General features: G+C 69.6%; 10 protein-coding genes. 7 read left to right on the forward strand and 3 right to left on the reverse strand.

Annotated features, from left to right (window positions below):
• Positions 1-24 precede the first annotated feature (24 nt).
• From JOD27_RS39985 to JOD27_RS40000, 4 genes are read left to right on the forward strand one after another with little or no spacing between them, the layout of a single operon-like run.
• Entirely contained in the window at positions 25-3174 is a 3150-nt protein-coding gene (locus JOD27_RS39985) for a bifunctional cytochrome P450/NADPH--P450 reductase (protein WP_204767574.1), read from the forward strand.
• Between the two features lie 18 nt (positions 3175-3192).
• Positions 3193-4317, forward strand: coding sequence for an MFS transporter (locus JOD27_RS39990; protein WP_204767575.1), 1125 nt, complete (start codon positions 3193-3195; stop codon positions 4315-4317).
• Positions 4314-5627 (forward strand): flavin-containing monooxygenase, encoded by a 1314-nt coding sequence (locus JOD27_RS39995; protein WP_204767576.1) that lies wholly within the window; start codon positions 4314-4316, stop codon positions 5625-5627. Before JOD27_RS39990 ends, JOD27_RS39995 begins: the two co-directional genes overlap by 4 nt.
• The gene (locus JOD27_RS40000) at positions 5624-7021 is read left to right on the forward strand and encodes an aldehyde dehydrogenase family protein (protein ID WP_204767577.1); all 1398 of its coding nucleotides are present in this window, start codon (positions 5624-5626) and stop codon (positions 7019-7021) included. Before JOD27_RS39995 ends, JOD27_RS40000 begins: the two co-directional genes overlap by 4 nt.
• Here the strand turns inward: JOD27_RS40000 and JOD27_RS40005 are convergent, their stop codons facing one another.
• Positions 7022-8080, reverse strand: a complete 1059-nt coding sequence (locus tag JOD27_RS40005) for an AraC family transcriptional regulator (RefSeq protein ID WP_204767578.1) — start codon at positions 8078-8080, stop codon at positions 7022-7024.
• Between the two features lie 429 nt (positions 8081-8509).
• Here JOD27_RS40005 and JOD27_RS40010 point away from each other — a divergent pair, with 429 nt between their 5' ends.
• Entirely contained in the window at positions 8510-9721 is a 1212-nt protein-coding gene (locus tag JOD27_RS40010) for a hypothetical protein (protein WP_204767579.1), read from the forward strand.
• Here JOD27_RS40010 and JOD27_RS40015 read toward each other — a convergent pair.
• Together JOD27_RS40015 and JOD27_RS40020 are read right to left on the reverse strand one after the other, a co-directional pair.
• Positions 9674-10789, reverse strand: coding sequence for a sensor histidine kinase (locus JOD27_RS40015; RefSeq protein WP_204767580.1), 1116 nt, complete (start codon positions 10787-10789; stop codon positions 9674-9676). The genes JOD27_RS40010 and JOD27_RS40015 overlap by 48 nt on opposite strands.
• Entirely contained in the window at positions 10786-11439 is a 654-nt protein-coding gene (locus JOD27_RS40020) for a response regulator (protein WP_204767581.1), read from the reverse strand. Before JOD27_RS40020 ends, JOD27_RS40015 begins: the two co-directional genes overlap by 4 nt.
• A 287-nt stretch (positions 11440-11726) precedes the next feature.
• On the opposite strand from JOD27_RS40020, the gene JOD27_RS40025 reads away from it, so the two are divergent.
• Both JOD27_RS40025 and JOD27_RS40030 read left to right on the forward strand, forming a co-directional pair.
• Positions 11727-13139 carry a cellulose binding domain-containing protein gene (locus JOD27_RS40025; protein WP_204767582.1) on the forward strand — a complete coding sequence of 471 codons (1413 nt, stop codon included), beginning with the start codon at positions 11727-11729 and terminating at the stop codon, positions 13137-13139.
• Between the two features lie 255 nt (positions 13140-13394).
• Positions 13395-14746, forward strand: a 1352-nt coding sequence (locus tag JOD27_RS40030) for a glycoside hydrolase family 48 protein (protein WP_204767583.1), incomplete at its 3' end; no start/stop codon positions are given.

Here is a 14746-nt window from a genome sequence, read left to right on the forward strand (position 1 = left end):
ACAGCGCGAAAGGCACCACCTGCGATGACGCACGTCCCCGCCATCGAACCGATTCCCGAGCGCCCGTCCTGGCCGTTGCTCGGCCACGCCCTCGACGTCCCCAGCGGTGTCGACGGTCTGCTGCACGTCATGGCTGAGGCCAAGGAGCTCGGACCGCTGTTCAAGCTGCGCGTGTTCGACCGCGAGATCAACTTCGTCTCCGGGCTCGACCTCGTCACCGAGCTGTCGGACGAGACCCGGTTCCGCAAGAACCTGCACCCCGATCTGGTGCTGCTGCGCGACATCGGCGGCGACGGGCTCTTCACCGCCTACAACGACGAACCGAACTGGCAGAAGGCCCACGACGTCCTGATGCCCGCCTTCTCGCTGGGCGCCATGCGCGGCTACCACTCGACGATGCTCGACGTGGCCAGGACGTTGATCGAGAAGTGGGACAACGCCGCGGACGCCGTCGACGTCGCCGAGGACATGACCCGGCTGACGTTCGACACGATCGGCCTGTGCGGGTTCGGCTACGACTTCGAGTCGTTCGCGCGCACCGAGCCGCACCCGTTCGTGACGGCGCTGACGCGGGCGCTCGACTTCGCCCAGGCCAAAGGCGAGGCGTTGCCTTGGAGCGGGCTGTTCCAGTGGGGCAAGGCCGAGCAGTTCCGCGAGGATCTGGCCTGCATGCAGGATCTCGTGGACGACGTCATCCGCCGCCGCCGCGCCTCCGGTGACACCGGCACCGACGACTTGCTCGGCCGGATGCTGCACACCCACGACGAGCGGACCGGTGAGCCGCTGGACGACGTGAACATCCGCCACCAGGCGATCACGTTCATCATCGCCGGTCACGAGACGACCAGTGGTGCGCTGTCGTTCGCGCTGCATTACCTGACCAAGCACCCGGAGGCACTGGCACGGGCACAGTCCGAAGTGGACGCTCTGTGGGGCGACGCCGAACCAGAGCCGGAGTTTGGCGACATCGGCAAGCTGACCTACCTCCGGCAGGTGCTCAACGAGAGCCTGCGCCTGTGGCCGACCGCTCCGGTGTACGGCGTCGAACCGGTGGAGGACACCGTCATCGGGGGCAAGTACGCGGTGCGCAAGGGCGAGGGTCTGCTCGTGCTGATCCCGCAGCTGCACCGTGACCCGGCCTGGGGCGACAACGTCGAGCTGTTCGACCCGGAGCGGTTCGCACCGGAACGCGAGCAGACCCGGCCGGTGCACCTGTTCAAGCCGTTCGGCAGCGGTGAACGCGCCTGCATCGGCCGCCAGTTCGCGCTGCACGAGGCCACGCTGGTGCTCGCGCTGCTGGTGCACCGCTATCGGTTCATCGACCACACCAACTACCAGCTCAAGATCAAGCAGTCGCTGACCCTCAAGCCGGACGGCTTCTCGCTGCGCCTGGCCCGCCGCACCGGCGGCGAGCGGCGCCATCCCGCCACCGTGAGCACCGGCCACACCACGGTCGGAGCCACCACAGTCAGCCGTGCAGCAGGTACCGCGCTGGCCTTGCTGCACGGCTCCAACCTCGGCACCTGCGCGGGCATCGCCGCGGACCTCGCCGCCGACGGCGACGAGCGCGGGTTCGCCACGACGGTGGCGCCGTTGAACGACCTGGCGGGCAAGCTCACCGCGGACGGCGGACCGGTGGTGATCGTGGCCGCCTCGTACAACGGCCGTCCCACCGATGACGCGGCGAAGTTCCTGGCGTGGACCGAAGAGCTGGAACCCGGTTCGCTGCAAGGACTTCCTTACGCCGTGCTGGGTGTCGGCGACCGCAACTGGGCCGCCACCTACCAGCGCGTCCCGCAGCTGATCGACGAACGGCTGGCGGCGGCGGGCGCGGTCCGGCTGCTGGAGCGCGGTGCCGCGGATGCCGCCGGGGACTTCGCCGGCACGGTCGACCGCTGGACCGCCGACCTGTGGGCCGCGCTGCTGGAGCGGTACGGCACCACTCAAGCCGCGGTGGTCGAGGACGAGCCCAGCACCGGGGTCTACGAGCTGGAGGACGCCTCCGAGTCCGTCACCGGAGAACTCGCCGCACGGCACGGTGTTCAGCCGATGCAGGTGCTGGAGGCCTACGAGCTGGTGGACATGGACCACCCGCTCGGCCGGTCGAAGCGGTTCCTGCGCGTGCGGCTGCCGGACGGCGTCACCTACCGCACCGGCGACCACTTCGCGGTCCTCCCGCACAACCCGGACGACCTGGTGCGGCGCGTCGCCACCCGGTTCGGGCTCGACCTCGATCGCACGGTGCGGGTCAAGTCCCGCCGCCGCGGCCGCAACAGCCTGCCGGTCGACCGCCCGCTGACGTTGCGGCGCCTGCTGACCGACCTCGTCGAGTTGCAGGACCCGGCCACCTCCGAGCAGATCGCCGTGCTGGCGGAGCACACCGCGTGCCCGCCGGAACGCGCGCCGCTCGCCGCGACCGAGGCCGGCCACGACAGCGTGCTCGACCTGCTGGAGCGGTACCGCGCCTGCGAGCTGCCCTTCGAGCGCTACCTGGAAATGCTGCCGGTGATGCGCGCCAGGCACTACTCGATCTCGTCCTCGGCGCACGCGTCACCGGGCGAGGTGGACCTGATGGTGTCGCTGCTGTCCGCGCCGCACCGCGGTGGCGACGGCACGTTCCACGGCATCGCCTCGCACTACCTGCAGACGGTGACCGCGGGCGACGTGATCCAGGCCAGGGTGCTCGCCGCGGGCGACGCGTTCCGGTTGCCGATCGACCCGTCGGTTCCGGTGATCCTCGTCAGCGCGGGCACGGGTGTCGCGCCGTTCCGCGGCATGGTGCTCGACCGGATGCACACCGGCGAGCGCGGTCCGCTGTTGTCCTACTTCGGTTGCGACCACCCGGACGTCGACTACCTGCACCGCGCCGAGATGGAGGCGGCACAGGAAGCGGGCGCGGTGAGCATGCGCCCCGCGTACTCGCAGGCGCCGGCGAACGGCGTCACCTTCGTGCAGGACCGCATCGCCGCCGAGGGCGACGAGGTCTGGGAGCTGCTGGAGCGCGGCGGTCGTGTCTACGTCTGCGGTGACGGCCGCCGGATGGCACCGGCGGTGCGTCAGGCGTTCCTCGACCTCTACCGCAAGAACACCGGCGGCGACCAGCGGCAGGCCGCCCTGTGGCTCGCCGGGATGCAGCAGTCGGACCGCTACGTCGAAGACGTCTGGGCGGGCTGACCGGTGTTGTCCTTCCGCGTGGCGGTCGCGTTGATCGCCGGGGTCGCGATGGGCAGCGCGGGCACGAACGTGATGCCGGTGTTCATCGACGACTTCTCGTCCCGCGCCGGGGTGACCGGCGCGGGCGCGGGACTGGTCGGCGCGGCGCAGCTCACCGCCACCGCGGTCGTGACACTCCTGCTGGCTGGTCGTGCCTCGCAACCGGGCAGGGCGCGGATGGCACGGCTCGGCCTGGTCCTGACGGCGTTCGCGGCGCTGTGGGTCGCGGTGGCGGACGACCCCGTGACGTTGCTGCTGACGAACTTATTGCTGGGCGGCGCACTCGGCGTCGTGTACGCGGCAGCCACGGCGGCGCTGGCGGCGGCGGAGGACGCCGACCGGGCGTCCGCGATCGCGGTGGCCGGCACCGTCGTGATCGCCGCGCTCATGATCGTGGCGGTGCCGCTCGCGGGTGAACAGTGGGCAGGAGCCGGGTTCTTCCTGCTCACGGCGTGCTGCGTGCCTGCCTGGTTCCTGGTGGGCAGGTTGCCGGAGAACCCTGCTGCGGCAACGAAAACCGGGACGAGCCGTCCCTCTGCCGTGCTGCTGATCGGGACCGCGTTGCTCTGGACGATCACCCAGGGCACGTGGGCCTACGCCTCCGTGCTCGGCAGGGAGCACACCGGCCTGGACGTCACCGCGGTGTCGGTGATCCTCGCGGTGTCGAGCGTCGTGGCGCTGGCCGGTGCGGCGGCGGGCACACCGGCGGCCCGCCGGTTGGGGCGGCTGCGATCGATGGTGGTGTTCGTCGTCGTGGAGGCGATCTCGCTGGCCGTGGTCGTGATCACCGGGGAGCCGGTGCTGTTCGGGGTGGCCGCGGTGGTGTGGCAGGCGGGTCAGCTCGCCGTGCTCGTGCAGATGGTGGCCGCGGCCGCGGTGCTCGACCCGTCGGGGCGCCTGGTCGCCTCGCTCAGCGGTGCGTCGGCGCTGGGCACCGGTGCGGGTCCACTGGTGGTGAGCCTGGTGCTGGACAACGCCGGCGCCGAAGTGCTGGGGGTGGTGTTCGCGGTCGGTGTGGTCGTGGCCGCGTTGCCGTTGCTGCGGATGACGACCGCGGCGGACAAGTCGAGTTGCACAGTCGCAGCAGAAAGGCGGAGCTCGTGAACGACATCCACGACACGTGCGTGATCGGAGCCGGCCCCGCCGGCCTCGCGGTCGCCCGCGCACTGGCGGAACGGGATCTCCCGTACACCCACCTCGAGCGGCACAGCGCGGTGGGTGGCATCTGGGACATCGACAACCCGGGCAGCCCGATGTACTCCTCTGCCCACTTCATCTCCAGCAGGACGCAGTCGGGCTTCGGTGGTTTCCCGATGCCGGACCACTTCCCGGACTACCCGTCGCACCGGCAGGTGCTGGGCTACCTGCGGTCGTTCGCCGACGCGTACCGGCTCACGGATCGCATCGAGTTCGGGGTGGAGGTGCGCGATGTCGAGAAGAACGCCGACGGCACCTGGACGGTCACGAGGGGCGACGGGCGCAGCACCACGCATGCGCGGGTGGTGGTGTGCACAGGTTCCCAGTGGCATCCGAACATCCCCGAGTTGCCGGGGAACTTCACCGGCGAGATCCGGCACACGAAGGACTACCGCGATCTCGGTGAGCTGAGGAACAAACGGGTGCTCGTGGTGGGCGCCGGCAACTCGGGCTGCGACATCGCCTGCGACGCGGCGCGCGCGGCGGACCACGCGGTGATCAGCATGCGGCGCGGTTACTGGTTCATCCCCAAGCACCTGTTCGGTCGCCCCGTGGACACGTTGTCCGACGGCGGCCCGCATCTGCCGAAGTGGCTGGAGCAGAAGGTCTTCGGCGCGTTGCTGCGGATCGTCGAGGGCAACCCGGTGCGGCTCGGCCTGCCCAAACCCGACCACCGGCTGTTCGAGACGCACCCGGTCATCAACTCGATGCTGCTGCACCACCTGCGGCACGGCGACATCACCGCCAAACCCGGCATCGCCCGCACCGACGGCACGACGGTGCACTTCGCCGACGGGACCTCGGACGACTTCGACCTGATCCTCTTCGCGACGGGCTACCGTCACCGGGTTCCGGTGGCGCAGCGGTACTTCGGCGACGAGCAGCACCCGGATCTCTACCTGTCGGTGTTCTCCCGTGAGCACGAAGGGCTCTGCGGCGTCGGGTTCATCGAGACCAACTCGGGCGCCTACCGGCTGTTCGACCTGCAGGCTCAGCTGATCGCTTCCTATGTCCAAGATGGACCGGAGCGGTTCACCCGCCTGATCCGCGAGGATCGGCCCGATTTGAGCGCGGGCCTGAAGTTCGTGGCGTCACCGCGGCACACCGGCTACGTCGACAGCGGCGCGTATGTCAAGCACGTCAAGAAGATCGCGACTGCGATGGGCTGGCCGACCGAGGGCAAGCCGGCCGCCCGCTTCGAAGAGGTGGTGTTGTGACAACGGTTCTGGAAGTGCGCAACCCGGCGACCGGTGAGCTGGTCGCCGCGCTGCCCGCCGCGACGGAGGCCGACGTGGCCGAAGCGGTGAAGAAGGCGGCGAAGGCGCAGGAGGGCTGGTCGCGGAGGCCGCCGAGACAACGTGCCGCGGTCCTGCTGCGGCTCGCCGAGCTGATGGAGCGCGACAGCGAGACCTTGGCCTGGCTGGACTGCGAGGACGCCGGCAAGCCGATCACCGAGTGCCGCACCGGCGACGTGCCCGGCGCGATCGAGTCGGTGCGCTGGTTCGCCGAGGCGGCGGACAAGGTGTTCGGCAGGGTCGCGCCCACCGGGCCGGATCACCTCGGCGTGATCACCCGTGAGCCGGTGGGCGTGGTGGCGGCGATCCTGCCGTGGAACTATCCGCTCGCCATGGCGGCGTGGAAGACCGGTCCTGCCCTCGCGGCGGGAAACTGCTTGCTGCTCAAGCCCGCGGAGGCGACCCCGCGCTCGGTGCTGCACCTCGCCCGTCTCGCCGGGGAGGCGGGACTGCCGGAGGGCGTGCTGACCGTGCTGCCGGGGTTCGGTGATGTCGCGGGCTCGGCACTCGCACGTGATCCGGTGGTGGGCGCGTTGTCGTTCACCGGCTCCACGGCCACAGGACGCAACATCCTCGCCACGGCCGCGCTCACGAACTTCAAGCGCGTGTCGCTGGAGATGGGCGGCAAGAGCCCGCAGGTGCTGATGCCCGACGCGCTGGAGTTCGACGACCTGATCGACAACATGATCGAGGCGGCTTTCCTCACGTCGGGTCAGAACTGCACGGCGGGTTCGCGCGTCCTGGTCCATCAGGACATCGCCGACGAGGTGCTGGCACGGTTCGTCACCGCGGCCGGCGGGTTGGCGATCGGCGATCCCTCCACTGCGGACACGAGGATCGGGCCACTGATCAACGGTGCCGCCGTGGACCGCGTAGCGAAGGCGGTGGACGACGCGCGCGTGGCAGGCGCCCAGGTGTACGCCCCGGACCTGCCGGTGGGCCTGCACCCCCGTGGCTCCTACTTGCCGCCGACCGTGGTCACGGACGTTCCCGCCGGGCACCCGTTGCTCACCACCGAACTGTTCGGGCCGGTGGTCAGCGTGCAGACGTTCGCGACCGAAGAAGAAGCGATCGGTCTCGCCAACACCACCGACTACGGCCTCGCCGCCTCGGTGTGGACGCGGGACCTCGACGTCGCGTGGCGGCTGGCGCGCGGGATCCACGCGGGGGTCGTCTCCGTCAACTCCTACAGCGAGGGCGACATCACCACGCCGTTCGGCGGCTGGAAGCAGTCGGGGTTCGGCGGCGCGGAGAAGTCCACCACCGCGTTCGACCAGTGGACCAGGGAGAAGACCGTCTGGATCCGCACGAGGTGATCAGCTGTCGTGCACGACTCCGCGCAGCTCCACCGCGGTCATGTCGTGCCAGCGGCGGATCGCCCGCCGGAGTGCGCGGACGTCGGAGAAGCCGGCCTGCCGGGCGATGTCGGTCAGCGTCGCGTCCGGCCGGCGCAGCAGCAGTTCGACCCGCTCCCGCCGCACGCCGTCGACGAGTGCCTCGTAGGTCGTCCCGCACTCGGCGAGGCGGCGGCGCAGGGTGCGTTCCCCCGTCGCGTGCCTGCGGGCCTGCTCGGCGAACGTCGGCACGTCCGGAAGGCTCTGCGCGATCGAGATCTCCAGCACCTCCAGCAGGTCCTGCCGGGTGCGCCGGGACGCCAGCTGGCCTTCCAGCAACGTCATCAGCGAGGCGAAGGTGACGGCGTCGCGGCCGGGCATCTCGGTGCGCACCCACGAGGCCGGGAAAACCACACCGTTGCGCGGAGCGGAGAAACGGACAGGGCAGCCGAACAGAGCGGCGTACGGGGTGGTGTCGGGCGGAGCGGGGAAGGTGAAGTCCACGTGCCGCGGGCGGAACTCGGAGCCGAGCGCGAGCCGGGTCACCGTGACGACGCTGGCGAACGCCTCCTGGACGAGGAACGCGCCGACACCCGTGTCCACCGCGGGATCCGGGTGGTCTGCCCACAGCGTGTAGCCGGCCGGGGACTGTCCGGCGGACCACACCACCATCGCGCCGGACAGGTTCTGGAAGCGCACCCCGGTCTCGACGGCGTCCCGCAGGGTGTCCGCGGCCATGAGGGCGAAGCCCATCAGCCCCCACGCCGTCGGATGTTGCCGCGCGCCCACGCTCAGGCCGAGGTGGTCGCTCCCGGTGAGCTCCAGGGCGCGGCGGATGACCTCGCTGCCCTGCCGGTAGGACACCCGCAGGTCTACCGACCTCAGCACCGTCTCGTCGAGTCCGGCGCGGCCGAGCGCCGGTCGCAGGTCGGCACCGAGCTCGTCGGTCACCGCGATGAGGTAGCGCAGGATGAAGGGCGGGATCGTCGCGGACGTGCTGCGGCTGGTCGCGCCGGTGGTGTGCACGGGGTCGGCGGACATCGCACGGATCCTTTCTGGTCGCTGCGCTGCGGGACAGGATGCCGATGATGCCCCTTCACCCGTTCGCAGGACCAGTGGGGCGGTCCGGTGCGGTGATTGTCCGCAGAACTCGGAATCTCATTCGCCGGTTTCGGAAAGAGCGGTGGGCACCGCGCCGAGGGGAGTGGTAGCGGCGCGGTGCCCACCTGCGCCGCGACGGATCGGATCAGGGCTTTCCGATCGCGCGGCGGCGATCACCACCCGTGTCCACGGCACGTGGTGGTGCTGGTCTCGCAATGCAAATGCGCGTCCTAAGTGGAGCGGGCGCTGCCTTAGCATTGCTCTCCCAGCAAACCGCGGCGGCCGTGCGGCCGCACTCCGCCGACTGTCGGGAACCACCCGCCACCCGGTGGTGCTCTTGAGGCCGACCAGACGGGACGAGCAGAACTCATGACCATGTCCGAACTGGACGGGCGCAAGGCCGAGCAGTGGTTTCGCCGCAGGGGACTTCCCGCCGTCGTGCGCGGCCTGGAGGACAACCTCACCGCCCGCATCGTTCCCGCGGTGGTGTGGCTCGGGCTGACCGAGGTGCTCTACGAGGTGCTGACCGCGGTCGACGGCGACGCGGAGTTCCCCACGAAACTCGAGAACGCCCTGTTCCGGGTGCTGTACACGGTGACGCTGATCGGGACGATCGTCTTCCCCCTCGTCGGCTCGTGGCTCGCCGCGGCCTGGGCTCGCGACCGGGTTCTGGACGACCGCGGGTTCGTGCCCGCCGTGGTGATCGTCGCCGGGTACGTGGTGATGGGGACGGTGGTGGACACCGTGCTGCACGGCAACGAGATCTGGTCGGCCGCACTGGAGTACCTGGCCTGGGTGGTCTCGCTGCTCGGTCTGACCGCGGTCGGCGTGGGGTCGATCTTCGGCTGGGCGTTGCGGGCGGCGGTGCGTCAGCTGCGCAGCGTCGGGACGATGACGAGCCGTGCCATGCCGTTGATGCTGCTGGTGACGACGTTCGGGTTCTACACCGCAGAGATCTGGCAGAGCGCTGGGCAGATCCCGCGCGACCAGATGTGGCTGGTCCTGGTCTTCTTCGCCGTGCTGGGTGCGCTGTTCCTGCGTTCGGTGTTCGTCGCGGAGCTGCGCGGGCTCACCACCGAGGGCGGCTGGCGCCACCGCGTCGGAGCCTTGCCGGACGACCCGTTCGCGACTCTCACCACGCCGGCCGACGTGACGGCGCCGCCGCTCACCCGGCTCGAACGCGCGAACATGCTGCTGATCCTGCTGCTCACCCAGCTGCTGCAGGCGCTGGTGTTCGCGACGCTGGTCTTCTTCGCTTACGTGGTACTCGGCAGCCTCACCGTGCCGCACGACGCCGTGAAGTCGTGGGTGAGCCACGACCCGACGCCCGGTGAGATGCTCGGTGTGCAGATCCCGCTGTCGAACGAGCTGGTGCAGGTGTGCCTCTTCATCGCCGCGTTCTCGACGCTGTACTTCCTCGCGACCATCGTCACGGACGCCGCCCAGCGCAAGACGTTCTTCGATCCCGTGCTCGATCACCTGGAGGTGAGCCTCGCGGGACGCGCGGTCTACCTGGCCCACTTCGAGCCGCGGTCAGCCGCGCGCCGCTCCGGCGAGGGTGATCGGCAACCGCAGCCGTAGCCGGAAACCGCCGTCGGGCGTGGGTCCTGTGTGGATCCTGCCGTCGAGCAGCGCGGCCCGCTCCTGCAACCCGACGAGTCCGTGCCGCGCGCTGGGCAGGGCGAGGTTCGGCCTGGTGGGCGGGGTGTTGGTGATCGTGACGGTCAGGTCGGTGTCGTCGTGGCAGATCTCGATGGTGGCACTGGCGCCGGGGGCGTGCTTGCGCACGTTGGTGAGCGCTTCCTGGATCGTGCGGTAGATCGCCCGCTGCACCGGTGGTTCGAGGCCGTCGGGAGCGGTGCCGACGAGCCGGGCGTCGATGGCACTGCCCGCGATGAGCCGTTCCAGGTCGGTCAGCGTGGGCTGCGGGGTGAGCTCGGTCGCCGGGGTGCCGGAGGCGCGCAGCAGGTTCACCATGTGCCGCAGCTCGTCGAGCGTGTTGACCGACAGCTGCCGCACGTTCTCGGCTGCCTGCTTCACGTTCGGATCCGTGGTGCTGACCTGGAGCGCACCGGCCTGCACCGCGATCAGGCTCACCTGGTGGGAGACGACGTCGTGCATCTCGCGGGCCAGTTGGTTGCGTTCCCTGGCGAGGATCGCCTCGGCGTCGAGCCGCCGCTCGTGGTCCCGCGCCTGTTTGACCTCGTCGAGCCGCAGAGCCAGCTCGCGCTGGGTATGCAGGAACTGGCCGAGCAGGATCGGCGCTCCCGCCGTCATCGTGAAGTAGATGATGCCGAGCACCACGTCGGTGTGCCAGAACTCCGGCGCGAGGTCGAACAGCGGGAAGGCGACGATGCCCGCCGCGACCAGCCAGCACCCGGTGAGCAGCCACCAGTTGCGGTACCGGGAGGACACCGAGTACAGCGCGACGATCGCCGCGACGATGGCGCCGGGGAACACGACGGCGGGCAGCGTCGCCACGAAGGACGGCAGGGGCCAGCGGTCGCGTGTCGTCAGGGCGAGCACGGCGATCACGCTCGTGACGAGGCCCACGTACGACTGCTCACCGATCGCGGTCAGCGCGCCCTCGACAGCGGCGACCACGACGACCACGGCGTCGACCAGCCCTGGAGGAACTCTTCGCGTCATGACCGCCCGTCCTCCAGCATTCCGGCGCGCTGGGCCACCAGAGCCGCCTGCACCCTGCTGCCCACGCGCAGCTTCGTGAGGATGGCGCTGACGTGGTCCTTGACCGTGCCGACGCTGACGTGGATCCGTGCCCCGATGTCGGTGTTGGACAACCCTTCCGCGATCAGCACGAGCACCGCGCGTTCGCGTTCGGTCAGCAGGTCGACCTGCTCCGCGGCCGGCGAGCCCGCGCCGGAACCGAGGTAGCCGTCGACGACGGTGCGGGTGACCTTGGGGGAGAGCACCACACCGCCGCTGACCAGCGTGCGCACCATCTGGGCGAGCTGGTCGGGCCTCGTGTCCTTGAGGATGAACCCGGCCGCGCCCGACCGCAGGGCCATCGCGATGTACTCGTCGGAGTCGAACGTCGTGAGCATGGCGACGACAGGAGGGGACTTCAGGCCCTGGAGCTGGCGCAGGACGGTGAGGCCGTCCACGTCCGGCATCCGGATGTCGAGCAGCACGACATCGGGTTTTTGCAGGCTCACCTCGCGCACCGCCTGCGCGCCGCTCGGCGTCGCGACGACCTCGATGTCCCCGGCCGCCTGGAGGATGAGGCGGAACCCCGTCCGCACCAGCTCCTCGTCGTCCACGACGACCACCCGAATCATGTCACTCTCCTTTGTGGTTCCCGCCTCAGTGTCGCGAGCGCAGGCGGGTGCCCGCCATCCGGAGACTGGCAGGCGTCCTCCCCCGACTGGCAGGTTTTCGCCAGCCGGGTGGCGGGGTCCGCCTCCTGTGGTCAAGAGTTCAACCACATGCTTCGACGGCTTCGACGGCGGCCGTCGAACGCCATCGACCCGGTTTCTTCACGCTGTGCGGCAACTCCGTTACGGTCCGCTCGAGGACGTTCCGCAACGCCAAATCGTCCACTGTGGACGGATATGGGGGTGCCAGGATGAAACGGGTCAAGCAGGCGACAGCTGCCGCGATCGTCGCCGCGCTGACGGCGGCTGTCGGGATCGGTGGCGCACCGGAGGCCGGAGCGGCCGCCGGGTGCAAGGTCGACTACAAGGTGACCAACGAGTGGCAGGGCGGCTTCATCGCCTCCGTGGACGTCACGAACCTCGGTGACGCGATCAACGGCTGGCAGCTGACGTGGTCGTACGGCGCGGGCCAGACGGTCACGCAGATCTGGAACGGGACGGTGCGCCAGACCGGCGCCCAGGTCGCCGTCGACAACGTGAACTACAACGGTTCTCTCGTCACAGGTGCGACCGCCGGCTTCGGTTTCGTCGCGAACGGTCCCGCTTCCTCGGCGCCGTCCGGCTTCGCGCTCAACGGCACGGCGTGCACGGGCTCGGCGCCGCCGCCGGACGTGCTGGCCCAGGCGCACACCGCGGGCCGGGTCACGAAGGCCGGTCAGTACTCCTGGCCCGGCGTCTACTTCGAAGGCAGGTTCCGCGGCACGGGTGTCGGGATAGTCGTCAACGACTCCGCCAACGACCTCGACGTGCAGATCGACGGCTCGACCGTCGCGACGCTGTCGAAGCCGGGCAGGACCACGCACTGGGTGAACAACCTGAGCAACGCCGAGCACACCGTCCGCCTGGTCAAGCGGACCGAGAGCACCTGGGCGGCAGGGGAGTTCGGTGGGTTCGTCGCCGCCTCGGGCGGGGAGATCCTGGCCAAGCCCGCCGCGCGCACCCGGCAGATCGAGTTCATCGGCGACTCGCTGACCGCGGGCTACGGCAACCTGTCGACGACCCGTGACTGTTCCACGAACGGCGGGGTCGACCGCAACAGCAACGCGGACATCACCTTCGGCGCGCTCACGGCCCGCGCACTCAACGCCGACTACCAGATCAACGCCTTCTCCGGCCGCGGCATGGTCCGCAACTACAACGGCGGCGACCCCGGCACCAGCTACCGCACCTACTACGACAGGGCGTTGCTGAACGTCGACGGTGACGTGTGGCAGAACCCCGGCACGTGGCACCCGCAGCTGGTCGTCGTCGGGTTGGGTACCAACGACTTCTCGACGGCGCTCCGGCCCGGCGAGCAGTGGCCGGACCAGCAGAGCCTGGTCACCGCGTACAAGTCCGCCTATCAAGGTTTCCTGGACAAGCTGCGCACCCGGTACGGCACGGGCACGACGATTCTCGTGAGCACCCCGCAGGCTTCCGGCGCGTTCGCCGACGCCGCGAGTCAGGTCGTGCGGGAGCGGGGTGACAGCCGGATCCGCTACTGGAACTACTCCGACCCGGCACTGGACCTGCTGGGCTGCGACTGGCACTTCTCCGCGCGCGACCACCGGTTGATCTCCGGGGCGCTCGGCAACGTGATCTCCGGGTTGAACCTGGCCTGGTGATGTTTTCGAAACGTTTCGGGCGTGCGGCGGAAGTGCGGCGTTACACCTGTTTATGACATCTGGGAGCGTTCCCGGATTTCCACTCGAAGGGAGTAGTAAGAGGGTCCGCCGGACGATTTGCTGTTGCGTTGTCCTGGGTAGAGCGCACGGCTGTTCGGCCTAGAACCGGTTACATCTGGGGTCTGTCGCCTTAAGTGACTCGCGTTACAGTGCCGTGAACTCTGGGAGCGCTCCCAGGAGTCGAGAGGCGGCGGCATGACTCGGCGAACAACGGCATTGATGGTGGCGGCGGTGATGGTGACCGGCGGGGTACCCGCCATGGCGGCACCGGCCGCCGTTGCCTGCACTGTCACCTACCAGATCACCAACGAGTGGAGCACCGGTTTCGGTGCGACGGCGACGATCCGCAACGACGGTGACGCGCTGAACGGCTGGAATCTCACGTGGACGTTCCCGGACGGGCAGCGGGTCACGCAGGGGTGGAACGGCACGTTCAGCCAGGCCGGCGCTGTGGTGACGGTGACGAACCCGGATTGGGCGAGGACGATTCCGTCCGGTGGTTCGGCGCAGGTCGGTTTCAACGGCAGCAAGGGTTCGGCGAACCGGCCCCCGACGGATTTCGCGGTCAACGGTGTGGCGTGCACGGGTCCGAACCGGTCTCCGTCGGTGGCGCTGACGGCGCCGGCGGCGGGGAGCACGTACACGTTGCCTGCCACGATTCCGCTGGCGGCAACGGCTCAGGATGCCGATGGCACGGTGGCGAAGGTCGACTTCTACGCGGGCGACCAGCTGATCGCGACGGACAGCTCCGCGCCGTTCACCGGCACCTGGACCACGGCGACCGCGGGCGATCACCCGATCACCGCCAGGGCGACCGACAACCGAGGCGCCACCACCACTTCGGCACCCGTGGTGGTGAAGGTGCTGGCCGGGCCCGCGGTACTCGCGTCACCGAGTGCGGTTTCGGTGCGGCAGGGGCAGAAGGCCACCTTCGACGTCTCGCTGGCCACGGCCCCGAGTCAGCCCGTCACCGTGACGATCGCCCGCAGCGGCAGCGCGGATCTCACGGTGTCACCGGAAACGCTCACGTTCACCAGCGCGGCCAAGCAGGCCGTGACGGTGTCGTCGGCGGCCAACGGTGGTGACCTCGCGACGGCGACCTTCACCGCGTCGGCTCCCGGCCACAGCCCGGCGAGCGTCACGGTCAAGGAGATCGATTCGTCCACTTCGGACTTCAGCAAGGCGTTCCTGGATCAGTACAACAAGATCAAGGATCCGGCGAGCGGGTACTTCCGCAAGTTCGGTGATCTGCTGGTGCCGTATCACTCGGTCGAGACGTTGATGGTGGAGGCTCCGGATCATGGTCACCAGACGACGTCGGAGGCGTTCAGCTATTACCTGTGGCTGGAGGCGAGCTATGGCCGGGTGACGGGTGATTGGGCGCCGTTCAGGTCGGCGTGGGCGTCGATGGAGAAGTTCATCATCCCGGCGAAGGCGGACCAGCCAACGAACGACAAGTACAACGCGTCGAAGCCCGCGACCTATGCGCCGGAGCATCCGCGGATGGACCGCTATCCGGCGGTGCTGGACAGTGGGGTTCCGGTGGG

It is taken from the genome of Lentzea nigeriaca (assembly GCF_016907955.1).
GTDB classification, from domain to species: Bacteria; Actinomycetota; Actinomycetes; order Mycobacteriales; family Pseudonocardiaceae; genus Lentzea; species Lentzea nigeriaca.